General features: G+C 35.2%; 25 protein-coding genes, 1 tRNA gene and 1 other annotated feature. Of the genes, 11 read left to right on the top strand and 15 right to left on the bottom strand.

Annotated elements, in window-relative coordinates:
* Positions 1–450 precede the first annotated feature (450 nt).
* Genes ACTQ5J_RS00995 through ACTQ5J_RS00985 form a run of 3 tightly spaced genes read left to right on the top strand, consistent with a single transcriptional unit; the run spans position 451 to position 1127 of the window.
* A complete protein-coding gene (locus ACTQ5J_RS00995; protein WP_441750755.1) occupies positions 451–660 on the top strand; it encodes a transposase in 210 nt (69 codons plus the stop codon).
* A gap of 21 nt (positions 661–681) precedes the next feature.
* Complete coding sequence (locus ACTQ5J_RS00990) at positions 682–978, top strand: DDE-type integrase/transposase/recombinase (protein ID WP_441750111.1); 297 nt, start codon at positions 682–684, stop codon at positions 976–978.
* A gap of 38 nt (positions 979–1016) precedes the next feature.
* The gene (locus ACTQ5J_RS00985) at positions 1017–1127 is read left to right on the top strand and encodes an IS3 family transposase (RefSeq protein ID WP_441750110.1); all 111 of its coding nucleotides are present in this window, start codon (positions 1017–1019) and stop codon (positions 1125–1127) included.
* Positions 1128–1313: 186 nt separating this feature from the next.
* Here the strand turns inward: ACTQ5J_RS00985 and ACTQ5J_RS00980 are convergent, their stop codons facing one another.
* From ACTQ5J_RS00980 to ACTQ5J_RS00970, 3 genes are all read right to left on the bottom strand, one after another.
* Positions 1314–1991, bottom strand: a complete 678-nt coding sequence (locus tag ACTQ5J_RS00980) for a DUF554 domain-containing protein (protein ID WP_441750109.1) — start codon at positions 1989–1991, stop codon at positions 1314–1316.
* A 120-nt stretch (positions 1992–2111) separates the two neighbouring features.
* On the bottom strand, positions 2112–3656 hold the full coding sequence (locus ACTQ5J_RS00975; protein ID WP_441750108.1) for a hypothetical protein: 1545 nt from the start codon (positions 3654–3656) through the stop codon (positions 2112–2114).
* Between the two features lie 90 nt (positions 3657–3746).
* Positions 3747–4961 carry an AI-2E family transporter gene (locus tag ACTQ5J_RS00970; protein WP_441750107.1) on the bottom strand — a complete coding sequence of 405 codons (1215 nt, stop codon included), beginning with the start codon at positions 4959–4961 and terminating at the stop codon, positions 3747–3749.
* 146 nt (positions 4962–5107) lie between these two features.
* Here ACTQ5J_RS00970 and ACTQ5J_RS00965 point away from each other — a divergent pair, with 146 nt between their 5' ends.
* Positions 5108–6139 carry a lactonase family protein gene (locus ACTQ5J_RS00965; RefSeq protein ID WP_441750106.1) on the top strand — a complete coding sequence of 344 codons (1032 nt, stop codon included), beginning with the start codon at positions 5108–5110 and terminating at the stop codon, positions 6137–6139.
* Between the two features lie 58 nt (positions 6140–6197).
* Here ACTQ5J_RS00965 and ACTQ5J_RS00960 read toward each other — a convergent pair whose 3' ends face one another.
* The gene (locus tag ACTQ5J_RS00960; RefSeq protein WP_441750105.1) at positions 6198–6701 is read right to left on the bottom strand and encodes a PTS sugar transporter subunit IIA; all 504 of its coding nucleotides are present in this window, start codon (positions 6699–6701) and stop codon (positions 6198–6200) included.
* A gap of 334 nt (positions 6702–7035) precedes the next feature.
* Here ACTQ5J_RS00960 and ACTQ5J_RS00955 point away from each other — a divergent pair, with 334 nt between their 5' ends.
* Positions 7036–7872, top strand: coding sequence for an undecaprenyl-diphosphate phosphatase (locus ACTQ5J_RS00955; protein ID WP_441750104.1), 837 nt, complete (start codon positions 7036–7038; stop codon positions 7870–7872).
* A gap of 72 nt (positions 7873–7944) precedes the next feature.
* Here the strand turns inward: ACTQ5J_RS00955 and serS are convergent, their stop codons facing one another.
* The 4 genes from serS to ACTQ5J_RS00935 form a co-directional block, all read right to left on the bottom strand.
* A complete protein-coding gene (gene serS, locus ACTQ5J_RS00950) occupies positions 7945–9228 on the bottom strand; it encodes a serine--tRNA ligase (protein WP_441750103.1) in 1284 nt (427 codons plus the stop codon).
* Positions 9229–9282: 54 nt separating this feature from the next.
* Positions 9283–9502: a binding site (T-box leader), on the bottom strand.
* 33 nt (positions 9503–9535) lie between these two features.
* Entirely contained in the window at positions 9536–10063 is a 528-nt protein-coding gene (locus ACTQ5J_RS00945; RefSeq protein ID WP_441750102.1) for a tRNA (cytidine(34)-2'-O)-methyltransferase, read from the bottom strand.
* Between the two features lie 29 nt (positions 10064–10092).
* Positions 10093–11259 (bottom strand): tRNA epoxyqueuosine(34) reductase QueG, encoded by a 1167-nt coding sequence (gene queG, locus ACTQ5J_RS00940; RefSeq protein WP_441750101.1) that lies wholly within the window; start codon positions 11257–11259, stop codon positions 10093–10095.
* Positions 11260–11484: 225 nt separating this feature from the next.
* Entirely contained in the window at positions 11485–12093 is a 609-nt protein-coding gene (locus ACTQ5J_RS00935) for a 50S ribosomal protein L25 (protein ID WP_441750100.1), read from the bottom strand.
* A gap of 162 nt (positions 12094–12255) precedes the next feature.
* On the opposite strand from ACTQ5J_RS00935, the gene ACTQ5J_RS00930 reads away from it, so the two are divergent.
* The gene (locus ACTQ5J_RS00930; RefSeq protein WP_441750098.1) at positions 12256–12666 is read left to right on the top strand and encodes a NusG domain II-containing protein; all 411 of its coding nucleotides are present in this window, start codon (positions 12256–12258) and stop codon (positions 12664–12666) included.
* On the opposite strand, the gene ACTQ5J_RS00925 is transcribed toward ACTQ5J_RS00930, so the two are convergent.
* The 5 genes from ACTQ5J_RS00925 to ACTQ5J_RS00905 all read right to left on the bottom strand — a co-directional run bounded on the left by ACTQ5J_RS00925 (position 12663) and on the right by ACTQ5J_RS00905 (position 19333).
* The gene (locus ACTQ5J_RS00925; protein WP_441750097.1) at positions 12663–13616 is read right to left on the bottom strand and encodes a UbiA family prenyltransferase; all 954 of its coding nucleotides are present in this window, start codon (positions 13614–13616) and stop codon (positions 12663–12665) included. The two genes, ACTQ5J_RS00930 and ACTQ5J_RS00925, sit on opposite strands and share 4 nt — an antisense overlap.
* Positions 13606–14733 (bottom strand): FAD:protein FMN transferase, encoded by a 1128-nt coding sequence (locus ACTQ5J_RS00920; protein WP_441750096.1) that lies wholly within the window; start codon positions 14731–14733, stop codon positions 13606–13608. The genes ACTQ5J_RS00925 and ACTQ5J_RS00920 overlap by 11 nt, the downstream gene beginning before the upstream one ends.
* A 178-nt stretch (positions 14734–14911) precedes the next feature.
* Positions 14912–16150 carry an FMN-binding protein gene (locus ACTQ5J_RS00915; RefSeq protein ID WP_441750094.1) on the bottom strand — a complete coding sequence of 413 codons (1239 nt, stop codon included), beginning with the start codon at positions 16148–16150 and terminating at the stop codon, positions 14912–14914.
* Between the two features lie 106 nt (positions 16151–16256).
* Positions 16257–17234 carry a polyprenyl synthetase family protein gene (locus ACTQ5J_RS00910; protein ID WP_441750092.1) on the bottom strand — a complete coding sequence of 326 codons (978 nt, stop codon included), beginning with the start codon at positions 17232–17234 and terminating at the stop codon, positions 16257–16259.
* 218 nt (positions 17235–17452) lie between these two features.
* The gene (locus tag ACTQ5J_RS00905; RefSeq protein ID WP_441750091.1) at positions 17453–19333 is read right to left on the bottom strand and encodes an FAD-dependent oxidoreductase; all 1881 of its coding nucleotides are present in this window, start codon (positions 19331–19333) and stop codon (positions 17453–17455) included.
* A gap of 283 nt (positions 19334–19616) precedes the next feature.
* Here ACTQ5J_RS00905 and ACTQ5J_RS00900 point away from each other — a divergent pair.
* Together ACTQ5J_RS00900 and ACTQ5J_RS00895 are read left to right on the top strand one after the other, a co-directional pair.
* Positions 19617–19688 (top strand) — tRNA-Arg (locus ACTQ5J_RS00900).
* 170 nt (positions 19689–19858) lie between these two features.
* On the top strand, positions 19859–20422 hold the full coding sequence (locus ACTQ5J_RS00895; RefSeq protein WP_441750090.1) for a Gx transporter family protein: 564 nt from the start codon (positions 19859–19861) through the stop codon (positions 20420–20422).
* A gap of 49 nt (positions 20423–20471) precedes the next feature.
* On the opposite strand, the gene ACTQ5J_RS00890 is transcribed toward ACTQ5J_RS00895, so the two are convergent.
* Positions 20472–21182, bottom strand: a complete 711-nt coding sequence (locus ACTQ5J_RS00890) for a hypothetical protein (protein WP_441750088.1) — start codon at positions 21180–21182, stop codon at positions 20472–20474.
* A 297-nt stretch (positions 21183–21479) separates the two neighbouring features.
* On the opposite strand from ACTQ5J_RS00890, the gene ACTQ5J_RS00885 reads away from it, so the two are divergent.
* From ACTQ5J_RS00885 to ACTQ5J_RS00875, 3 genes are all read left to right on the top strand, one after another.
* Positions 21480–21905, top strand: a complete 426-nt coding sequence (locus ACTQ5J_RS00885) for an HIT family protein (RefSeq protein ID WP_441750087.1) — start codon at positions 21480–21482, stop codon at positions 21903–21905.
* A gap of 22 nt (positions 21906–21927) precedes the next feature.
* Complete coding sequence (locus ACTQ5J_RS00880) at positions 21928–22275, top strand: YtxH domain-containing protein (protein WP_441750086.1); 348 nt, start codon at positions 21928–21930, stop codon at positions 22273–22275.
* A gap of 125 nt (positions 22276–22400) precedes the next feature.
* The gene (locus ACTQ5J_RS00875) at positions 22401–23405 is read left to right on the top strand and encodes a peptidylprolyl isomerase (protein ID WP_441750085.1); all 1005 of its coding nucleotides are present in this window, start codon (positions 22401–22403) and stop codon (positions 23403–23405) included.
* Positions 23406–23548: 143 nt separating this feature from the next.
* On the opposite strand, the gene ACTQ5J_RS00870 is transcribed toward ACTQ5J_RS00875, so the two are convergent.
* Positions 23549–24148, bottom strand: a complete 600-nt coding sequence (locus tag ACTQ5J_RS00870; RefSeq protein WP_441750084.1) for an SRPBCC domain-containing protein — start codon at positions 24146–24148, stop codon at positions 23549–23551.
* Between the last annotated feature and the right edge of the window lie 25 nt (positions 24149–24173).

Raw genomic sequence — 24173 nt, 5'->3', positions numbered from 1 at the left:
AGCTTTAAAGACTGTCTTGCCAACGACTTATCTTATAAAAAAAACGGCTGAAAAGTATCAAGTTCTTACAATAAAGTCTATTCATGGAGACAGAAGTACAAGAAACATAGCCCTGACAGACGGATTGATGGACGAGGTCGTGGGAAACCAGATGCTATTCAAACTGAAACTGAAAGAATACACGCTGAAAATGCCGCATTAAAAGCACGAAATGAGTACCTAGAAACAGAGAATGCTGCGCTAAAAAAGTTAAAAGAAATGGAAAGAGAGTTGATGTTACGCAAACGCGGTATGAAGCAGACTATCAAACGGTCAAAAAAACTCAAAAAAGAAGGATACAAAGTAGCGCATTTATGTGAAATCTTAGGCATCAGCCGTTCGAGTGACTATAAATGGCTAAAACGAAAACCAACCGCCTCTGAAAATCGTCTAAGACAGCTGATTAAATAGATTATTAAAGTTTATGAAGAGCAGAAAGGTATTTATGGATACCGTAGTATAACGATCTATTTAAATCATTTTCTTAACGCTAAATTCAACCTTAAATGTGTTCAACGATTGATGCATCTATTGGGATTAAAAGTTGTCATCCCTCGCAAACGTTACAATTATAAACCTCATTCTCCATCCCATGTGGCTGAAAACAGACTGAATAGATAATACCAAAAAGACTATCAGCCGATGGAAGTCCTATTAACAGGTGTCACAGAGTTTAAGTACGGGACTCAAGCAAAAGTTTATCTAAGTGTCATCCTAGATTATGGCGAAAAGAAAATTGTGACATTCAAACTCTCTAAACATAATAATAATGAATTAGTTCGAGAGTCAGTCAGTCAAATTGAGGATAGAATTAAAGTAACTAAAACACTCATCCATAGTAATCGTGGCTTTCAATATCCGTCACACAGCTTCAAACATTTCGCGGATGAACATCAAGTTATTCAGAGTATGTCGAGAGTGGGCAAATGTGTCTTTTGAATGGTTATGAGACTTTTGAATGGTTATGAGACTTTTGAATGATTATGAGACTTTTGAATGGTTATGAGACTTTTGAACAGTTAGAGTCTGATATCAAAGATTATATTGACTTCTACAACAGCAAGCGAGTCACACTGAGCATGGGATGAAAGATACCGGTATAAAAAAATACCATGTATGATAAGACAGCATACATGGCACAAATGTTTTGTTTAATTATCTGTCTACTTGACAGGGAGTAGTTCAGCGACATATCGTTGAGGGTGTTTTTTATGTAGTCATGATTTATTGTAAAGATAGTGAAAATTAACAAGAGCAAATAGAAGCTTTTACTCTTAGATAAACATCATAAATAGAATTGGTAGAAAGATTGCTGGTGTAAAATTAAGGATTTTTAATTTGGTTAAACCAATCATATTCAATCCTAGACCAATTAGAAGAATTGAGCCTACACAGATTACTTCTATAATAACCGCTGTTGGTAATAATGGTTCTAATACAAAAGCAAAAAGTGTAATACTTCCTTGGATTATCAAAACAGGCAAACTCGATAACAAAACGCCCGCTCCTAACGAAGAGGCTAATAAAATTGACGTGATTCCATCCAGAATACTCTTTGTATAAAGCGTTGTATTATCACCAGTTAAACCACTTTCAAGCGAGCCTAAAATCGCCATTGATCCGACACAGAAAATTAAAGAAGCACTTATAAAACCTTGGCCTAAATTTTTAAAATGGTCCAAATGTTGAACTTTAGCTTCTAATTTTTGGACACCCTTCGTTAATTTACGATCAAAGTCTAAGCCTTCACCTATCAAAATGCCAATTACAATCGATAAAATCATAATAATCGTTTCTTTTCCTTGGATTGCACCATTTATTCCTAAAGTAACCACACACAAAGCAATCCCCTGCATCAACCTCTCATGAAACCGTTCAGGTATTCCTGCATTAAAAAACAAACCAATTAAGCCACAAACCACAATCGCTAGCGCGTTAACAATTGCCCCCATCTGTTAACCTCCCTATCTTAATATTTGATATCAATAACTATACAATAACAAAATACTGAAAACTAGAGTTTACGTCTCTAATTTCCAGTATTTTGACTGAATGATCACTTATTTTTAATGTTACTCTTCTTCAGAGCTTTCAATTGACTCGTCAGGCGTTTCTTCCTCAGATGATTCTTCATTAGTAGCTTGTATCTTTTGCCACTCTTCTTGGCTAATTAAATTCATTTCATCATCTATAAAGGCTGTTAGTTCAGGCGTCCAAGTAAATTCAAAGAAAAATTCTGTTAGAGCAGTTTCCATAAAATCACTCGCTTCATCAGCTTCCAAGGTTGGATCTTCGTCTTCCTTTATCAAATCACTCGCTTCTAGACGACTATCAGCTGAAGTGTCATCAATAGGAATTGTTACACTAATATAATAATCATTTCCTTGCCAATTTTCAGCATAGCTCATTTTATCTAAAGCAAATGATTTCACAACTGTGTAGCTTTGTCCTGGCTTCAATGACTTGCCATACAACTCGTTGATTAATATATAGTCATCTCTAATCTCATCACCATTAATGACTAAACTCGCAGAGCCATCAATTGGCAAAATATCGTAGTCAGACTCGTTTGTCACTTCATATTCGATTGACACAATCATTTGGCCATACATAAAGTATTGAAAGGCTTCTTCGTACTCTTCATCGGGTTCAAACTCTGATACTTCGATCCGTTTCAATGTGACGCTAATTCCTTCATCAATCCTTTCAGTCTTATCCAATTGTTGAGCTGCCACAATTTCCTTCGTTCCCCACATTTCTGTGGTAATGCGATCTTGAATATAAGTCATATTCAATAATAGTTGTTCTGCCGTTTCCCCAGTAGTAGGCAAATATAAAGGCAGCTCTTCTCCTAAAGGATTAGAACCTAAGCCAACAATTTGACTTAAGTTTTGACGTGGAGGAACTACTGTTAAGTAGAAACTTTCTAAATCCATAATGTCTTTAGTTGCTTCGCCACCCACACCATAAACTAAGAAACCTTCTACAGCCGTTTGTGGTGCCATCTCCCCAGAATTAGCCAGTAAAATATCTGCCAAATTCCCACTTTCCATAGGATAAAGAGCAGCGCTTGGATAGGTGTGAATCGTTGCGGAAGGATAGGACAATCTTAACTCTTCAATTGGGAAATAAAAGGTTTCATTGGATGTGTTCGTTATTGTCGCGTGCATTAAAATAATAGATGCGTCATTATTATCAAAATTAAATTCATTTTCAAGTGTCGCATCATAATCTTCGACTGCAAACATCTGAAAACTATCAATCGACACTTCAAATGTTTGTTGCTTTTGTACGAATCTCTCCTGTATTGAAAAGATAGGTTCTCCAAAGCTTATATCTTCTCTTGATAAAAGCGCACTTTCTACCATGCTTTGTTCTGGCACTAAACGCGTATCGACAAACTCATCTACGCCTGCTTCTACTTCGGATTCTACTAACTCATCACTTCTAATTTGTGTTAGCTGACTAGACTGCTCAATTTCGCTTGCGCTATTTTGAATAAAATCATCATAGGTATTGCCAAATGAATCGCAACCCACTAGAAAGAATGCACTAAATAATAACATGGAACTTTTAACTAAAACCTTTCTTCTAATGGGATTGTATTGCTTATTCATAATTGTCCAACTTTCTTTCTCAATATAAGCGAATGCTTTGATTTAATCGTCAAGCATATTCGCTATTAATTTCTTCTTGTTCATAACTTTCTAATCATCAGAATTCTCTGCTGTTCCTTCATTTTCTTCAATAATCAAAGGAATAGGCGCTTCATCCTCATCGTATAAGCCCGATTGCTCACGAAAAACACCATACAATTCAGATATTATCACTTTGATAACGGCATATCCAGGCACTCCAAGAATAACTCCCATTAAACCAAAAATATGACCCGCACCAACTAAGATCAATAAAATCGTGACAGGATGAATTTTCATACTATTTCCTAAAATCTGAGGTGAAACGATTCGTCCTTCAATCGTTTGTTCTATCACTAAAACGAGAATTACTTTTACAAACATTAGCGGTGATGTTAATAAACCAATAATTAAAGCAGGTACAACCGCTATAAAGGAGCCTAAGTAAGGGATCACATTCAATAATCCGGAGATAACGGCTAACGTGACTCCATAGTCTAAGCCGATGATGGCGTAACCAACACCAAACATAATACCGACGATTAAAGCCACAAGAATTTGACCACGGATATATTGGGAGACTTGGTAATTTCCTCGGTACATGATCCGTCTAGTGGTCGGTCTATACTTTGTAGGTATGTGATGTAATATTTGTTGAGATATCTTATCTCCTTCAACTAAAATATAATATAACAAAATAGGAATCATCACAAAACCTGTAGCAAGCTGTGTGATTGTTCCAATCACACTTCCTAAACTTCCAAAGGTAGAAGTAAGAATTGGATTAATTTGTTCAGTAATAACAGCTAAATCAAAGTTCTCAATATATGAACTTATATTAGGAAATACAGCCTCTGCGTTAGGTATAAAGGGAGATTCGGTTATCATTCTATCGATTGTTTCCATATATCCTGGTAAATTGTCCATGAAAGTTTTTGTTTGATTTTGAAGAATTGGTACCAAATATGAAACTCCCCAAACAATTAATAAAACAATAACGATGAATAAACCAAAAATTGATACCCGCTTATTTATTCCTCTTTGGTCTAACTTATTAATAATTGGAGAAACTAAGTAAAATAAAATAATAGTTGCTATGATTGGAAAGGCAATAAAATTAAAAAATTGTGAGATTGGACTAAATAAATAGGCAATTTGAGTAAATAACTTAATGATAAGTAAACTTAGCAATATGATTAATAAACTTGTCACAGCCTTATTATTCAAAAATCGTTGGAAAAACCAAGTGTTCCTAATTGAACTATTCATATTACCATTGCGACGCATATATCTTCCTCCTGACGCTCATTATTAGATTATTTTATCATAGATTAATGTCAGTTATATTACATCAGTCTAAAGGCTTGAATAAGATTATTTTATAATTTTATGTTATACTTTTATTATATTTTGGTAACGAAGGAGAGTTGTATATGATACAGAATTACATATTAGGTGGCTATACAAAACGCAAAAACAAAGGGATTCATTCAATTGAATTTAATCCTGAAACAGGCACTTTTGGTTCTTCCAGTTTAATTAGTGAGTTAGACGGCCCTACATTCGTAGCACTTTCAGAGGACAAGGATTTATTATGTGCGATTCATAAGCAAGATAATAAAGGGGGGATCGTTGCTTACCGTCTTTCACAAGATGGGCAATGGAATGAAATTGCTCGTTCTTTTGGTAGCGACATTCCAGGCTGTCATGTAAGCTTTCGAGAAACTAGTCGTACAATATATGTTTCAAATTATCATGGTGGTACTGTGGACGTTTATCAATTAGACGACAACGATACACTAAATCACGTCCAAGTTGTTCAACATGAAGGCTCGAGTGTTCATAAGAACCAACAATCTTCTCATGTACACTTCGCAGATATGAACGCTGATCAAACGCTCTTATACGTTTGCGATTTAGGTACTGATATTATATCAACTTATTCCATCGATGATGTTGGCCAACTCTCACTAGCGAGTGAATTAAAACTTACTCCTGGAACTGGACCACGTCATTTAGTATTTCACCCTGCTAAACCGCTTGTTTATGCCATTGGTGAATTAAATAGTACAACAATCGTTTTAGAAGTAGCTAAAGACGGTTCGCTTTCAGAAATTCAGACTGTTACCAACATTCCAAATGATCAAATAGAAGAATCCGCAGGAGCAGCCATCCGCATAACTAAAGATGGTAAATTCTTGTATACGTCAACTCGTTTCCACAATGTATTAACCGCCTACTCTATTGCTTCTGAAGATGGAACATTAGAGAAAGTTCAGGAAATTGATACTGTTGGTCAAATCCCTAGAGATTTTATCTTAGACATGACAGATCAATTTGTTCTTGTGGCACATCAAGATAGTGATTACATTACAGTTTTTTCTCGCAACACTGAAACTGGTGAGCTGAAGTTCGTAAACAACGAAACATTTGCACCAGAATGTGTGTGTATCGCTTCTGCCTAATCATTGTTAAAAATAATAGCGACCCCAATGAATCATGGGGGTCGCTTTTTTATTACTTTTATTTTAAACGAATATTTCCGATAACTTGTCCTTTTGATACGCGACCCGTTGCTGTAATGTTAAAACTTTCAATTACATCATTACCATTTGTAAAAATTACAATCATAACATTATCTTTATCAGCTTCTGTTAGCTTCTCTAAATCAACATTTGAAACCACTGATTCATTTGTTACTTGTTCATTTTCGCTTACAGTAGATTGAAAGGGTCCGCCATCTAATGATACAGTATCAATTCCCATATGAAGCAGAACTTCTAAGCCATGTGCTTCAAAACCAATGGCATGTTTTGTTGGGAATATTGTGCCAACTTTCCCTGCTACTGGTGAAGTGATTACACCATTATCTGGCACAACAGCATAGCCATCACCCATCATCTTTTGAGCAAATACTAAATCGTTAACATTCTCGATATTAATTAAATCTCCGTCTGCAACAGCATAAACATCTAGTTCTTTGACGATGTCTTCTTGTTTATCTTTTTTCTTAAATAATCCAAACATTTTTTCACTCCTCACTCAATAAAATTTTATGGTGTTCCCAATGTAAATATATCATCAGTTTTCGCCTTTTGTCTAGTCAACTAACCTTATTTGATGAATGGTGTGTTTCATTCATAATTAACATTGTTAACTCTATTATAAACGAATCCTATGAAAACAGGTAGGAAAAGCTTCTGAAACAGAAAAAAAGTTTAAAATTATGGTTAATTAAACTTTTTAAGTCATTTTCACTCTTTAAAGAAGAGCTCACTCAAGTGCTTCAGGAGTCTGATGTACACTTTCTATGAATTTAGTGTATAATGCATTTAGTAAAAAGAGAAACGAGGTTCAAGTTTTGGAAAATTTAGAAATTATTGAATTAATAAAGATATTCATTTTAAGTATTGTTCAAGGTATTACAGAATGGCTTCCGGTCAGCAGTACTGGTCATATGATTTTGATTGATGAATTCATTCAATTAAGTATCCGTCCAGAGTTCACGGAAATGTTTTTGGTTTTAGTCCAATTAGGATCAATTTTTGCAGTGATTGTTATCTACTTTAATAAGCTTAATCCTTTTTCGCCCAAAAAATCAAAAGAAGATCAAAAAGCAACATGGATTGTTTGGTTTAAAGTAGTGGTTGCCAGTGTACCAGCTGGGATTTTCGGTTTTATCCTTAATGATTATATGGATGAGTACTTCTATAACCCATGGGTCGTGTCAATCGCATTAATTGCTTATGGTTTTGTATTTATTTGGATTGAAAATAAGCATCAAGGCAAGCATTCTCATTCAATTGATGAGTTAAGCCATATTTCTTATTTAGATGCATTTAAAATTGGTCTATTCCAATCACTGTCGATTATCCCGGGGACGTCTCGTTCAGGCTCAACCATTATTGGTGGTTTACTTCTAGGGATGGACCGTAGTGTAGCAACTGAGTTTTCATTCTATATGAGTATTCCAATTATGTTTGGTGCTAGCTTTTTAAAACTTGTGAAATTCGGTTTTAACTTCACAAGTGCAGAGTTAGTTTACTTGCTATCTGGTATGTTGATTGCTTTTGTTGTCTCACTTATCGCTATTAAATTCTTATTGAGTTATATTAGACGCAACGACTTCAAAGTATTTGGTTATTACCGAATCATTTTAGGTTCTCTTGTCATTCTATATTTCTTATTCAACTCATAATTTATCATTTTCAAGAGAAAAATCACCACAACTCATTTGAGAGTGTGGTGATTTTTTTACTATTTTTGCAAATTATTTTGACACAGTGATTTCCTTCACGCCACCCATATAAGGAATTAATACTTCTGGAATTTCTACACTTCCGTCAGCACGTTGGTAATTTTCTAATATCGCAACGACTGTACGTCCAACTGCTAAACCTGAGCCGTTTAAAGTATGTACTTGCTCAACCTTACCTTCGAAACTACGGTATCTGATTTTCGCACGTCTGGCTTGGAAAGCTTCACAGTTTGAACAAGAACTAATTTCACGGTAAGTATTTTGAGCCGGAACCCATACTTCTATATCATAAGTTTTCGCAGCCGAAAAACCCATGTCTCCAGTACATAAAACAATTGTACGATAGGGTAATTTCAACGCTTTAAGGATGCCTTCAGCGTCTAAGGTCATTGACTCTAACTCATCATATGAGTGATCCGGATGTGAGAATTTAACTAATTCTACCTTATTAAATTGATGCATACGAATTAATCCACGTGTATCGCGCCCAGCACTTCCTGCTTCTGATCTAAATGATGGTGCTAAAGCAGTAAATTTAATTGGTAATGCTTCTTCATCTAAAATTTCATTTGCATAATAGTTAGTTAAAGGTACTTCTGCCGTCGGAATCAAAGTAAAATGACGATCGTCATTTAATTGGAACGTATCCTCTACAAATTTCGGATATTGACCAGTTCCAAACATTGCTTTTTCATTAACAATATAAGGAGGTATCATCTCAGTATAGCCGTTGTGCAGGGTATGCTGGTCTAACATAAAGTTGTAAATAGCACGTTCTAAACGCGCTCCTAAACCTTTGTAATATACAAATCGACTTCCAGCAACTTTAGCCCCTCGTTCAAAATCAAGAATATCGAGTTTTTCAGCAATATCCCAGTGGTTTAAGGGGTCAAAGTCAAAGTTTGGTAACTCTCCCCAACGACGAACTTCTTCGTTATCGTCTTCATCTTCACCTACAGGTACAGATGCGTGTGGAACGTTAGGCAAAGTATGTTCAATTTTTTCTAATTTACCTGCTAAAAATTCTAATTCATCGTCGTTCGCTTTGATTGCTTTACCAATTTCTTGCATTTGGGCAATCTTAGCATCGGCATTTTCTTTATTTCTCTTAAGTGTTGCAATTTCCTGAGTCACTTGATTACGAGTTTGTTTTTGTTGTTCTACTTCTGTTAATAAAGCTAATCTTTTCTCATCTAATTCACGGTACGTTTCAAGCGTTTCACGAGAAATACCTCGCTTCGTTAATAATTCTGTTGCCTCTTCAAAATGGTCACGTAATAATTTTCGATCTAACATGATGTTTCCTCCCAGAAATATAAATTTGTATGCAAAAAGACCTTCGTCAAATAAATCTGGGACGAAGGTCTAAACTCGCGGTACCACCCGTATTCATAACGAGTCTAGTCTCGTCATGCACTCTAAATCGATAACGGCGAACACCGGCACTACTTAATCAAAAGTTTTCATAGGCTATTAAAAACGTGGATTCACTATCTCGCTTGAACGACTCTCACCAACCGTCGCTTCTCTGAACAAACTTAATAGTTACTATTCGTTTCATATTTACTTTATTATAAATCAGCTACTCAAAAAGTCAAGTAGCCTACCAGTTTAATTCTAAAGCTTTCTCAGTGTCATCATAATGATGAATTGCTTCAAGACCTGCAAACCTTTGTTGCCTTAGCGCTTCAAAGATAACAATATTTGCAGAATTCGACAAATTCAATGAACGCACATGCTCATCATTCATTGGTATTCTTAAGCTATCTGCTTTATGACTTTCCATCAATTCAACCGGCAAACCAGTTGTTTCTTTACCAAACAAGAAAAATTGTTCTCCAGTCTGGTTTTTTGCCAAGTTGGCTTCACTATAAACTCTTGGTGCAAATTTGGTAATTAAATATAATGAACGCTGACCTACATATTCAATAAACGCTTCTAAATTAGCATGATAAGTAATATCAACATTATGCCAATAGTCTAAGCCTGCTCTTTTCAACATTTTATCTGAAGTATCAAAACCTAAAGGCTCGATAAGATGTAAACTACTATTTGTACCCGCACAAGTTCTTGCTATATTTCCAGTGTTGGCTGGCATTAATGGTTCAAATAACGCAATATGATTTTTCACAATATCTCCTAGTTTCTTTGAGGTTTATTTTACCGCATTGATCGCGGTAATTTTTTATTTTCTAAAGTCTTTAATGCTTTGGTCATCTCTTCAATTGTTTCTTCATCTGTTTCCTTAGCTAACTGGTCAGCAACACATTCAGTTAATACGTCATTACGATAACGTTGAATTTGAGCAATTGCCCAAGCGGCAGTCCCACGAATCATCGGTCTTGGATCTTCTTCCATCACTTCAATTAACTGAGGTAATGCAGTCTGATCTCGATAATTTGCTAAAGCAATAATTGCGTTTCGTTGCAAGGGTTTCTTACCTCGCCAAGAACCAGCCATATGACCAAATTGTGCTTTAAATTCTTTGTTTGAAATGGTTAACAGTGGCTTTAAAGCAGGTTGTACTGCATCTGGATCCGGCTCCATTTCAGGGTGAATATGAGAATCAATCCCTTGATTATAAGGACAAACCAGTTGACAAATATCACAACCGTAAATAACGTGAGATATTTGACGGCGATATTGCTCTGGCATATAGCCCTTAGTCTGAGTTTGATAAGACAGACAAATTCGACCATTAATTCGACCATCTCCTAATAAGGCACTCGGTGGACAAGCAGTAATACATCGCATACAATCACCACATCCAAAAGGGACACGCTCATCCGGTGAAAGCTCTAAATCGGTAATTATTTCACCTAAATAAACATAGGAGCCAAATTCCTTTGTAATCAACAAGCCATTACGTCCGATAAAGCCTAAACCTGCCCTCTCAGCTGTTGCAACATCAATAAGCTCACCTGTATCAACCATAGGCTTAAACGTGGCTGTTGACGCTTCAGTTTTGATATAATCAATGAGTTTTTCCATACGATCGCGTAATATATCATGATAATCGACACCCCAAGAGGCTCTGGCAAAGGTTCCACGTCGATTATCTTTGTCTTGTGGGTGTGGCTCATTCAGTTTACTTGGGTAGGCTAATGCAATCGAAATTATAGTTTTCGGTTTATTAAATATTTTATCTGGATACAAACGTTCTTCTAATACCTTATGTTCAAAACCAGTGGAATGTCCAGCAGCTTGCTGTTCTTCAAGTGATTCCTTTAAATGGTCAAAAGGTTCAGCTGTTGCAAAGCCAATTTTATCTATTCCAATTTCTTTAGCAGCCAATCTAATCTTCTCTTTTAGTAGTGTATGACTCATAATAATCACCTCTTCCGCTCCCTATTATTGTATCAAAAATCTAAGAAATCATCACTAAAATTTGTGCCTTCCTAAATATTACCACTGTATATGCTGTTTTCAGCTTCTATCTCTATCCACACGATACCTTTATCACTATTAAAACAAAGCGAATATGTCGCTTAACGAATAAAAAAACCAACATTAACGTTATCCGTTAATGTTGGTTAATAATCTTATTGTTGATTACTCTTCTTCTTTAGTTTCTGATCCAATTACTTCTGGTTCAGCAACTTCTTCATCTGATTCAACTGGTTCTTCAGTTGGAGCAGATACAGAAACGATCGTACGATCAGCTTCATCTAAAACAGTAACGTTTTCTGGTACAACTAAATCACTAACAGTTTTAACGTCACCAATTACAGCACCTTTAACATCGATTTCGAAACTTGAAGGAATGTTATCTGGTGTTGTTTCTACTTGAATCGTGTTAGCGATTAATTCAACAATACCTTCTTGAACAGTTTCTTCGTTAACAAGATATAATGGAACTTCAACCGTTAATTTTTGGTTAGCTGAAATTGCTTCTAAATCTAAGCTATAGAAAGTATCTTGTAAAGAAGCTTTTGCGAATGATTTGATCCAAACTTTTTGAGTTTTTCCGTCAAATGCTAAATCGAATACTGCGTTAGCCCCTTCTTTTTTCAATAATGCTTCAAACTCACGGCGGTTGATTGTTAATGATAATGCATCAAAATCAGTTCCATATAATGAAACAGGAATCAAACCTTCTTGACGAGCTTTGCGTGACGCACTAGTACCAGTTTTTGTTCTTAATTCTGCTTTAATTGCCATAGTATTTATTTCTCCTTTTTACTTAGTTAATGCCTATATGTATTTTCGCACATCATGTATAATACCAAAAAATTGGTATAAAAGCTAGAAAAATCATCATTTTTCTACTACAATACTAGTTGTGACACAAAATTTGCTAAGAAACGAATCTGAGGTGAGCTTATGAGAGCTATTTTGAAACAATTTCGCCCTTATGACTTTGTCATAATCGGCCTTTCTATTCTTTTATCTTTAACACCAAACATTTTAACCGCTTATGTTTATGGTAACCAATCTAGTAATCAAACTCTTGTCGCTATAGTCAAAATTAATGGACAAGAAGTGGATCGTTTTGAATTAGAGGAAGGTTCTGAACAAGAAATTAAAACGTATCACCCTAATCCTGGCCAGTACAATATCATCGAAAAAAACGGCAAGCAAATACGTATCAAGGAAGACAACAGTCCTGATCAAGTCGGTGTAAAGACTGGTTGGATAAGTCGTCCAGGTCAGACTGTTATTTGTCTGCCACATGGACTGATTATCGAAATTCTGGGCACAATGGCTGAAGACGAATTAATTTTACCTCTCTAGCTGAAAAATTGAATGACATTAGCAATTAACAATATAATAAGATACATACTCGCAAACAAGGTGAAACTTTTGATTGATTCCGGAAAAGTTTCTCTTGTTTGCTTTTCTTTGTATCTTAATACGCTTTTATATTGTATTGGAATCACGCTTAAACCTAACGAAGCCCATACTGGAAGAATGCCACTAATTATATATAACAGCCAAACAAGCCAAGGGATTATACTCAAGATTTGATAAAGGATGACTGCATTCCTTTTTCCGATGAAATAAACCAGCGTTTTTCGTTCGTTAACGACATCAGTTTCTAAATCTCTTGTATTGTTTGCTAGCATGATATTAGCTATAAAACATATCAAAGGAATACTCATCATAAAAATCTTAACAGTTTCAAACCAATTAAAATTAATCATAATATTCCCAACTGTGTGTACGCTTGATAGAATACTTTCATACATTGTCATGTAAATAGCCAAAAAGAATATTCCAAAACCCATTGTGACTCCTGACATTACTTCCCCATAAGGACTTCTTGAAATAGGTGTTGGACCAAATGTATAAATAATACCTAATAAAAAACACAGACCGCCTAAAATTAACAGAAGAAAGTCCGTTAAAAACACCAATGAAATAGCAAACGCGAAAGCAAACAATAGTAAAGCCAAGACAATATATACCATCTTTTTAAGACTTAAATTGTTTTTCCCAATAACGTTTTCTTGATTTTTATATTCCAAATCGATAGCTTTATGAAAATCAATCGTATTATTGATCGCTGTCGTACACATATCAAAAGAAATCACTGCAATTGCAAAAATGAATGAGTTTAACCAGTTAAATTGTTGATAATGATACGCGGTCCATAAAAAACCAATTATCATCGGGAAAATACTCGCTATTTTCGTTCTGATTTCCACAAACTCCAAAAATATTGTTAAGTTTTTATTGTTCATCTAAATGATACTCCTCATTAGTTAATTCGAAAGAATCTTTTAATCCCGAAGTCAAATGAACACCATGATCTTTATCAATAAAGACAGCCTCTAGACCATCAATTGTTTCAACAAATTCTATACCTTCTTCTATACCAAACAAGAAAAGTGCAGTTGAATAAGAATCTCCTTCAAATGAACTTTGAGCAAAAACCGTCACACCAGACAATTCATTATCTAATGGATACCCCGTTTTAGGATCTAAGATATGATGATATTTAACACCATCTACTTCTAGAAAACGTTCGTATATTCCTGATGTCACAATAGCGCTATCAGTCATTCTTTGCGTACCAACAACTTGCCCACGGCTTTCATCTGGATCTTGGACTCCTACATTCCATCCTTCATCATTTCCAGGTGATGTCCCCATCACAACAACATTTCCACCTAAATTGATTATTGCAGTTGTCACACCATAACTCGCTAATATATCTTTGACTCTTCCACCAATATAGCCTTTAGAAATTCCACCTAGTTCAATAACCATTCCTTTTTCTTCCAGTTTAACTGTAAGCTTTTCTTCGTCTAATGTGACTTTACGATAGTCAATTAACTCAAGCGCTTCTTCAATTTCTTCATCGCTGGGTTTACGAGCATCTTCAGAACCAATTTGCCATAAGTTTGTTACAGCACCGATCGTCACATCAAATTTCCCTTCACTTTGCTCAGCGATACTCAAGGCATGTTTAATCACTGCAAAAGTTTCCTCATCAACTTCTACAGCTTCTTCTCCCGCTGCTTGATTTATTCGATAAACATCGGATCCTTCTAAATTAGTACTAAATTGTAATTCCATTTCTTCCATGTATCTATAAACTTCATCCATTGCTTTATCAACAGATTCACCTTCATGAAAAATTTGAATTTGAACAGCAGTATGTAACAACGTTTCTGTTCTAGAGACTGGAGTCTTTGAAACTTTTAGCTCTTCACCAGTATATTCTTCTGTTGTCGGAGACGCTTGCGTGACAACCTCTACTTCGTTATTTTTAGTAACCTCTTCATCTTGGCAGCCCCAGAGCATTAAAGAACTTGCTAAGAGCACTCCAATTTTAGCTTTATTAGTGTATGACATGGTCATCATTCTCTCCTCATAAATAAACTATCTATAGTTAATAGTTTAACATATTGATATGGCATGCGTATAGACTAGGAGTAGATTCCTTCCAAGTTCTTCCTGTCTTTATGATATAAAAAAAGAGAAGAAATCTTTAAGATTTCTTCTCCATCCATAAGTTTTTTAAACTTAACTACTATTCTACTAACTCAGCTTCAATTGGATCTGTATTTCCTTCTGCTGCAGCATCTAATAATTGTTGTGCGTAAGCTAAGAATGCATTAGATGTACTTGAAGCACCTGAAACTACTTCAATTTCTTCAACAGATTGGTTTTCAACTAATGCAGCGTTTAATTCCTCTACTGCAGTTGCGAATGAAGTTCCAGTTCCATCTTCCATGTTAGCATTGTACTCTTCATCTTCTGATTTTAAGTCGCCAGCTTCATTTACCATGTCATAGTTAGATTCAGCAATTGCGCCATCTTTAACTACTAATGTAAATTGGTGAGCCCAGCCACGTTCGTCAGCTTCAGTTGTTAGTGTATATTCACCGTCTTGTAAGTCTCCACCTAATTCATCAATATTGATTTCATCAGTGTTGCCTTCTGCGGCTGCAGCTAATAATGCTTCAGTAGATTTTACGAATGATTCAGAAGTGCTAGTAGCACCTGAAACAACATCTACATCAGCTGATTGTGTTTCTACTAATGCAGTGTTTAATTCTTCCATTGCATCTGCTGCAGAAACGCCTGCATTTTCTTCCATCATTTTATTATACTCTTCGTCTTCTGATTTTAAATCACCGTCAGCATTAGTATAATCAAAGTTTGAATCTGTCACTTCGCCATCTTTTACAGTAATTACATGTAAAATTGACCAACCATTCTCGTCTTCATTAGATACAGCAGTATATTCACCATCTACTAAACCTTCTGCAGTTTCCTCAGTCGACTCTTCTTCTGATGTTACTTCTTCAGTTGACTCTTCTTCTGATGTTTCTGCTTCTGTCGACTCTTCTTCTGATGTCTCTTCTTCAGTTGACTCTTCTTCTGATGTTTCTTCTTCAGTTGACTCTTCTTCTGATGTCTCTTCTTCAGTTGACTCTTCTTCTGATGTTTCTTCTTCAGTTGACTCTTCTTCTGATGTTTCTTCTTCAGTTGACTCTTCTTCTGATGTTTCTTCTTCAGTTGACTCTTCTTCTGATGTCTCTTCTTCTGATGTTTCTTCTTCAGTTGACTCTTCTTCTGATGTTTCTTCTTCAGTTGTTTCTTCTTCAACTGTTTCCTCTACAGTTTCTTCAGAATCTGACTCGACAACACTTGAAGTTTCCTCTGGTGTTGATTCAGTTTGAGGCTCATCGCTTCCACAAGCAGCTAATACGAATACCGATCCTAATAATAATGTACTCTTAAGAAAAATCTTTTTCATTTCCATGTTATTTCTCTCCTTTTGCTACATCTAATAGTATAGATTTCTTGTAAATCTTACTTTAATACTAAATCAATTTACTGATTTTGTCTAGTAAAGTGCCAATTTCAAGCTAAAAATTTCGTTTCATAACAGCATTCAATAATTGTCTTATTTCATCTTTACTTTGTTGTGAAGATAATTTATCTAATTTCTTCAAAGATTTTTTTAAATACGAATCAACCAGTTCATTCGTTCGATTAAACACATTAAATTTTTCCATCTCATTAACTAAAGCTGTCAATTCATTCTCTGTCCACTTATGCCCGCGCGAGTGAATCAATTGTTTATTGAACGTCTCTTCTTCCATTGCTAAAATCAATGGTGCCGTATAAATTCCATTCTGAACATCTTGTAATTGTGGTTTACCTGAAGCTCTCTGATCAATTTGATAATCGATTAAATCATCAGATAATTGAAAAGCCATTCCAATTTCAAGTCCAATATAAAATGCTTGTCGACTTTTAAATCGATTTAATTCTGGGCGGGTTGAACCTGAAAAAACAGACAAAGCAAATAGCATTGCTGTTTTACCTCGGATTTGTCTCAAATACTGATAGATAGAAATAGATTGTTCAAATTGATTTTCAAGCTGACTGATTTCTCCATCTAAAATTCTCTCAATCACCCAGTCATCCATTGAAGTAGATTCATATAATTTATGAGCTTCCTTAAACAGCCTTGCTGAATATGCGAGTAAATAGTCTCCAGCATATATCGCAATTCGATTCGAATGCTGTTTATGTATTGCTTTCACTCCACGTCGACTATCCGCTTCATCTATCACATCATCATGAATGAGTGTTGCTAGATGTAACATTTCGATAGCTGCAGCAGAATAGAGTATTTCACGAGGAATGCTTCCATAATTTAACTTCGCAAACATTATACAAAGCCCAGCTCGTATATACTTCCCCGATGCATCGATATAGTCACGTATGATGTCTCTGATTGAAGGAGAACTAATCGCAAGCTCTTGATGAATTATCTCTTTTACTTCTCTTAATGCTGCTTCGATTTCAGGGTAATCTTGCCAAATAGCATGTACCAAGGCTATCTTTCTCCGTTCTTATTTTTTGATTGTTTAATTATACTATATTAGTCGAATTATTTCGCTTTATAAGTTTAAATTTCCACTACTATACAAAAAAATACTGCTAGTAGCTTGTTTAATGCGAGAATCAGCTATGACGCATCATTTGCTAACCTTTCTCATCTACAGCTCCTAACAGTATTTGTTAGTTATATCTTTTTAATTAAAATGTTCGATTAGTTATCGATTCCTGGTTTATAGATATGCTTAGGCGTACCATAAACCCACTTGTCTAATAATTTACCTAACCAAGGCATTACCCAATGATCTAGACCAAATGCATGACCAGAACCATTCATAAGTGCGATCGCAACTGGAATAAACCACATGTTTACCCAAACGAACATTCCTGATAAACAGAACATTGCTACTAAACCTACTGTTACTGCACTGATAATCCAGGTGAATAATCCAGCCATAAGAGCTAAACCGATTCCTAATTCTACTAATGACATCATTTTTTGCATAAACAAGGCAACATCCTGATTAGGCATCATGAATTCCATAATTGAAGCGAACCAACCGGGCATTGAGTCAAACACTAGCATTGGCTCTTCGCCGTAAACGTAGTTCAAGCTAAATACTGTTTCAGCAACTTCTGTTGCAGCTGTTGAAGCAGATGAAGTCGCATCAGATGCACCAGACACTACTTCTTGTAGCCATGGGAATGGGAATACTACATTATCTCCGAACCAAGAAGAACCACCAAACATACCAAATGTTTTCTTCAGCCCTTCAACGGTCCACATTGCACCATAGAAGATACGTAATGGAACTGTCCATAATACGTTACCTTTTCTTGATGTATGGCCACGGAAAATATTACGTTGGTCTTTTACATCAAAGAACTCATGTTTAACATACATGAATGCATAATAGAAACTTCTGATACTTAAGAAGTAAATAATGTTACTTGCATGTTTTACAAACATAGCTAAAAAGCCTTGTAAGTGATATTTATCATACAATAAAGCTACACCATAGCGAGATCCGATAGAAACCATGTTTCCGTCGTACTTACCTTTGTATGCTTCTTTTTCTTCACCAGTGATTGCCGCAATTAAGTTGTGTGCTGCAGTATCACCCGTTTGTTCTGCTGCTTGTACAATTTGTGGCGTAGGACGACCTGTTTCTGGTTCTTCATAGTAAACTACATCTCCTGCTAACCAGATATTATCGTGTCCCTTAGCTTTCATATACTCGTCAGCAACTAAACGACCAGCTCTTGCTCTTTCAAAGCCCCATTCTGCAGCTTCTTGATTCGCTTGAACACCAGCAGTCCAAATTGTTGTATATGATGGAATTTTACGTCCAGAAGCCAATTCAATATGATCTTCAGCAACTTTTACAATCCCGTCACCTAAAGATACTTGAATGCCTTCTTTTCGCATGAAGTTTAATGAACGCTCTTGTTCAACTTCAGTTACAGTATTTAAAATTGAAGGTGCTGCTTCAACGTTATGTACTGAAATTTCGCTCTGTTTGATTTTATATTCTTTTGCTAATTTAGGTAACCATTCGTTTAACTCGCCGACCATTTCAACACCTGTAAAGCCTGCCCCACAGACTACAAATGATAACATAGCGCGACGTTTAACGTCATCGTGCTCACGAGATGCAGCATAAACTGTTTCTTCTACATGTTTGCGTATTTCTTCTGCTGCTTCAATTGACCATAAAGTAAAGCCATGTTCTTTAACGCCCTCAACACCAAAGTCATTGGCTTCTCCACCGATCGCAAGAACTAAATAATCGTATTTATAATTGCGTTGTTCACCAACTAGTTCTTGTTTATCGTAATCGATATTCGTGATTGAATCTGTAACCAAATCTACTTTCTTCAACTTCTTGAAGATGCGTTGTAAATCATACTTAATTGCATCAGGTTCTACTCGCGCTGCTGCGACCTCATGTAATTCAGTCATATAGGTCATATATGAATGTCTATCAATTAATGTAATGTTTACTGATTCATCTTTCTTAAACTTCTTACCTAATTTTCGAGCAGCAGCAATACCTGCATACCCAGCCCCGACAATAACTATTTCTTTTGCCAAAATCTCCACTTCCCCCTTCAAAATTTATCCTCATTAAGTATACCTTTCACAAGCAAAAATGACAACTTATTTTTAACATTTTTTTAATTATGTTTAAGAACTAGACTTTATTCATAGATTTTTTAGCAAAGTAAAAGATTTATAATTAATGCATCCTATCGACCTCACAATGTGAGGTTCTGTACAAACAGTTGCAATTTTATTAATCTTAATTCGAACTAATCACTATTTATGAGGCTTATCTTGCAAAAAAACTCAAATCTGTGTATTATTGAATAGTTAGGTCTTCGTAGTGTAATGGATATCACGCAAGATTCCGGTTCTTGAAATGGGGGTTCGATTCCCTTCGGAGGCATTTTATAACAAATCATCGTTTGTCATAGCTGAAATTAGGAATGATTTAATGCGTTTTACTGTTTTTGCTTTACTTTAGTTATTAAATCATTTTACACAATTTTATACTAATAAATGTGTGAAATATATGTACCTTCTATGATAAAGTAAGTTTTAGGAAGGATGAAACACATGCGTCAAAGTAAATATCAAATCATGGTTTACATTGCTATGCTAGCCGCACAAGCTGTTGTGATAAGTATATTAGAAAGAGTCATCCCCTCTCCTTTTGCTTTTGCACCCGGTGCAAAGTTAGGCCTAGCTAATTTGATCTCGATAATCGCTATTTTTACTCTTCCTTGGAAGCAGTCCATCCAAGTCATTACTATCAGGGTAGTTGTTACTATGTTAGTAGGAGGAACTTTATCAACCTTCATGTATAGTGTTGTAGGAGCATTCTTAAGTTATTTTTCAATGCTGTTTGTTAAGCTTCTTGGACCAAAACGTGTAAGTATTATCGGAATTTCGACAATGGGTGGCGTCATGCATAACTTCGGTCAATTGTCGGTTGCTGCTTTGTTTGCTCAATCATGGTCAGTTTTCAATTACATGCCTGTATTAGCGATAAGCGGTATTCTAGCTGGTTTCGCAGTTGGTTTTGTTGGTAATTATTTATTGAATAAAGTGTCTCGTTTAAGAATTTATCATCAAGAGCTTGTCTCAAATTCTAACCAAGCAAATTGGTTAAATCAGTAACCAAAAAGCATTCCTCCTCGTCTTGAGGTGGAATGCTTTTTTTGATCCGTTAATTTAGAAAACCTTGTGTCCCAACAAGTTCAAGTATACGTGCTACCCCGCCATCACTGTAAGTTTGCTCAACAGATACAATACCGTAATAAGGCGCAAAGTAATAATTCAGCTGGACATTATGACCATTCACATTATTGCTTTCAGAAATAATCACAACATTTTCATAAGGGGTATTTCCTGAAACGTAATAGTCGATTACATCAATTACTGTTCGAATCTTTTCATTTTGATATCCTGAATAAAATGAAGAACCGACACTTAAATCACTTGATAATATTAAAGACTCGTTTCCATCATTGGCAAGCTCTGAGTATCTCAAGTCCTGAACGTTATAGTAGTTATCATAAAATGCTAACTCATAAAGACCTGAACTACGAATTTGATAAACATAAGCAACAGCTTTAGATTCAGTGAACGCAGCTACTTGAAAGATACCATTAGCATCCGGCGTATATTCCATAATAATATCTTGTGAAGCAAATTCAGCGCCATCCCCTTGATATTGATAGTTTAAAAATTGAGCATAAGGTACAAACTCAGAAAACGTCACTGTTTTGTTGTTTTCACTTAATTCTATATTCTCATCAGTAGTTTCTTGTGCATTCACTTGATTTACTGGCACTAAGACCACTAAATGGCAGATGATCATAAATAGTCCAACTTTTGATAATTTATCTATCTTTAATAAAGATGTTATTTTTCGCAAAAATTGTCCCTCCTTCTCTAAGATGATATGTCTAATTTATTTCTGACATATTTCTTTTCTCATGATTATTATAACATAATAGTTTCGCGTCTAAAGTGAGTTTTAGTGGAAATATTTTTGAATTTATACGCAAAAAACTGATAGTTTATGAATCTTTTATGTTTTTTTTATGAATTCTCTCTTTCCACTTCCAGCTTGGAAGTGGTTTATGATTTAAGTTCACCCTTTAATATGTTATTCTAGCATAGAATGAAAGAACTTACATAACTATTTTTAATATAAAGAGGAGCGTCTATTATGACAAATTGTATTTTCTGTAAAATAATGAAAAATGAAATTCCTAGTGCAAAAGTTTATGAGGATGATAAAGTATTCGCCTTCCTAGACATGTCTCAAGTAACTCCTGGACATACACTCGTCATTCCTAAACATCATGTTCAAGATATTTTTGAGATGGACTCTGAGACTGCAAGTGATTTATTTGCAAGGATTCCTAAAATTGCTTTAGCAATAGAAGCAGCATTTCCTGAAATGAAAGGCTTGAACATAGTAAATAACAACCGAGAAATAGCGTACCAAACAGTTTTTCATGCTCATGTTCACTTAATTCCTCGCTATGAAGCATCTGAAGGTTTTGCAATGCATTTTGACAATAATCAAGAACAGTATACGCCTGAAGAATATGCTGACCGTGCTAAAAGAATTGCTGATAATTTAAATTAAATAGAAAAGAGGATTGATAATTATGTCTAATTTTAAATCTGGCTTATTTTGGGGTGTTTTCTTTGGTGGCCTTGCTGGCTTAATGAATGCTCCTCGTAGTGGTAAAGAAACTCGTCTTAAATTGAAGAATGTAATTGATCAAACCACAGATGATGTCAATGATGTGCGTTTTAAAGTTGATAATCTAAAAGTGGCTATTCAACGTTTACAAAACGAAAGTGTTAGAAGTTCTAAAATAATCAGTGAGGAACTACAGACTACTCTTCAACATTTTAATGAAGAAACACAACCAAGAATACGAAGAGTTCAGGAAAGTGCTAACACATTAGCTGAAAATTTAGAAAATATGACAAAAACTTCAAACCTTTGACTTTTGTTTGTATTTTTACTTTTTTTTACATTCACAACTTAGAATATGCTATAGTATTCTATAAGTATTAAAGCTATTACAATTTACTAATAGCTAAATTTTGATTTAGGAGATGGAAAGTCCACATGAAAAAAACTTTATTAAAAGTTGCAACATCTGCAGCGGCACTTACTATTTTATTAGCTAGTCCAATTCAACTGACTGTTTTAGCACAGGATGAAGATATTATCGCTACAGTTGGTGAGCAAGAAATTACCAAAGAAGATTTCTATCAAGAAATGAAAGCTTTTTACGGTAACGCTACTCTACGTACGATGTTATTAGAAACTGTATTAGAGCAAAACGTCGACAATGCTGAAGCTATTTTAACCGGTGCACAAGAAGAGGTTAACACTCAAATCGAACAAGCCGGAGGCGCAGAAGTTTTTGAACAACTGCTTGCTTATCAGCAATTAGGTAGCGTCGAAGATTTTACTCATCAAATTTATGTAAGTAATATGCTACAAGAAGTAGTTGCTCGTGAAGTAGATACTTCGGATGAAGCAATCCAATCTTATTACGATAATGAGTATGCTCCTACTATGGAAGCCCAACATATCCTAGTTGAAACGGAAGACGAAGCGATTGCTGCGATCGAAAGAATTAATGCTGGGGAAGAATTTGATGTTGTTGCTCAGGAATTATCATTAGATTCTTCTGCTGCAAATGGTGGATTATTAAGTCCCTTTACAACAGGACAAATGGTTCCAGAATTTGAAGAAGCAGTTAAAAGTCAAGCAGCTGGGGATGTAACACAAACACCAGTTCAGTCACAATATGGTTTCCATATTATTAAGACGTTGAATAATGGTGAAAAAGCACCATTAGATGAAATCAAAGAAGAAGTTACAAACCTTTATAAAGAAAGTAAGTTCGCTGATTCAAACTTCTCTTATACTATTATTGGTAAGTTACTAGAACAAGCAAACGTTCAAATCAATGATGAAGATCTAAAATTAGCAATTCAAGATTTGATTGATCTTGCAAACCAACCAGTTGAAGCGGAAGATACAGAGGAAACAACCGAAGAAACTCCTGAAGAAGAAGTTACTGAAGAAGAAGAAGCAGAATCGACAGAAGACGCTGAATAATTTCTTTCTATAATATAAAAAAAGATGTAGGCTAACTCAACTCACCGTTGAGTAACCTACATCTTTTTTTTGTTAGAATTGAGTATTTTCAGTAAGATAAGGATAAAGCTACTTGCTCCACTTCTCTTATAATATACACAAGTTTATTCAAATTCAAATTCTGATTGTTGTTCAAGCATTTCTTTAATGCTCGGATATAGTTCATGCCATTTATCTTCACGATCGAATGGCTCTTTACCATCAAATATATTCGCAATAACATTCAAACATACCATCCAACCAGTTACATCTCGTGGACTATGGTCTGTTACTTCAGCCAACCATTCAGTAAAGTTGACTTCTGTTTGAGTATTATTTTCTACTGCCTTCAATTCAAAGGTTACAGTATTAAGATCCCAAGTGAATGATAAATAATTGGGTTCTTCAACATCTAATACCAGCATCTCTTCTGATTCACCGTCCAGATGATTAAATCTAAGGACGCCACCTGACTTTAATGAAACAAACTCTAACTCTGGGAACCATAAGTTTATTTTTTCGTTATTGGTTAACATATCCCAAACATCTTCAATTCTAGCTTTAAAAACCCCTTGAAATTCAATTGTTAAGCCTTGATCTACCGTTAAATCATCCAATGGACTTGAATGATGATGATGGTCATGTCCACCACAAGAGTGGTCATGTCCACCACAAGAGTGGTCATGTCCACCACAAGAGTGGTCATGAGTTTCTTTGTTATGCATAATAAAATTCCTCCATTTGGAAAAT

The sequence above is a fragment of the Fundicoccus sp. Sow4_F4 genome, from assembly GCF_052116145.1.
Lineage (GTDB): Bacteria > Bacillota > Bacilli > Lactobacillales > Aerococcaceae > Fundicoccus.
This window is presented reverse-complemented; position numbering and strand designations above follow the sequence as displayed.

Excerpts from the sequence above, each read along its gene's own strand:
- ACTQ5J_RS00990 (WP_441750111.1), top strand. The coding sequence starts at position 682 with ATGGAAGTCCTATTAACAGGTGTCACAGAGTTTAAGTACGGGACTCAA.
- ACTQ5J_RS00985 (WP_441750110.1), top strand. The coding sequence starts at position 1,017 with ATGATTATGAGACTTTTGAATGGTTATGAGACTTTTGAACAGTTAGAG.
- ACTQ5J_RS00980 (WP_441750109.1), bottom strand. The coding sequence starts at position 1,991 with ATGGGGGCAATTGTTAACGCGCTAGCGATTGTGGTTTGTGGCTTAATT.
- ACTQ5J_RS00975 (WP_441750108.1), bottom strand. The coding sequence starts at position 3,656 with ATGAATAAGCAATACAATCCCATTAGAAGAAAGGTTTTAGTTAAAAGT.
- ACTQ5J_RS00970 (WP_441750107.1), bottom strand. The coding sequence starts at position 4,961 with ATGCGTCGCAATGGTAATATGAATAGTTCAATTAGGAACACTTGGTTT.
- ACTQ5J_RS00965 (WP_441750106.1), top strand. The coding sequence starts at position 5,108 with ATGATACAGAATTACATATTAGGTGGCTATACAAAACGCAAAAACAAA.
- ACTQ5J_RS00960 (WP_441750105.1), bottom strand. The coding sequence starts at position 6,701 with ATGTTTGGATTATTTAAGAAAAAAGATAAACAAGAAGACATCGTCAAA.
- serS (WP_441750103.1), bottom strand. The coding sequence starts at position 9,228 with ATGTTAGATCGAAAATTATTACGTGACCATTTTGAAGAGGCAACAGAA.
- queG (WP_441750101.1), bottom strand. The coding sequence starts at position 11,259 with ATGAGTCATACACTACTAAAAGAGAAGATTAGATTGGCTGCTAAAGAA.
- ACTQ5J_RS00935 (WP_441750100.1), bottom strand. The coding sequence starts at position 12,093 with ATGGCAATTAAAGCAGAATTAAGAACAAAAACTGGTACTAGTGCGTCA.
- ACTQ5J_RS00930 (WP_441750098.1), top strand. The coding sequence starts at position 12,256 with ATGAGAGCTATTTTGAAACAATTTCGCCCTTATGACTTTGTCATAATC.
- ACTQ5J_RS00925 (WP_441750097.1), bottom strand. The coding sequence starts at position 13,616 with ATGAACAATAAAAACTTAACAATATTTTTGGAGTTTGTGGAAATCAGA.
- ACTQ5J_RS00920 (WP_441750096.1), bottom strand. The coding sequence starts at position 14,733 with ATGTCATACACTAATAAAGCTAAAATTGGAGTGCTCTTAGCAAGTTCT.
- ACTQ5J_RS00915 (WP_441750094.1), bottom strand. The coding sequence starts at position 16,150 with ATGGAAATGAAAAAGATTTTTCTTAAGAGTACATTATTATTAGGATCG.
- ACTQ5J_RS00895 (WP_441750090.1), top strand. The coding sequence starts at position 19,859 with ATGCGTCAAAGTAAATATCAAATCATGGTTTACATTGCTATGCTAGCC.
- ACTQ5J_RS00885 (WP_441750087.1), top strand. The coding sequence starts at position 21,480 with ATGACAAATTGTATTTTCTGTAAAATAATGAAAAATGAAATTCCTAGT.
- ACTQ5J_RS00880 (WP_441750086.1), top strand. The coding sequence starts at position 21,928 with ATGTCTAATTTTAAATCTGGCTTATTTTGGGGTGTTTTCTTTGGTGGC.
- ACTQ5J_RS00875 (WP_441750085.1), top strand. The coding sequence starts at position 22,401 with ATGAAAAAAACTTTATTAAAAGTTGCAACATCTGCAGCGGCACTTACT.
- ACTQ5J_RS00870 (WP_441750084.1), bottom strand. The coding sequence starts at position 24,148 with ATGCATAACAAAGAAACTCATGACCACTCTTGTGGTGGACATGACCAC.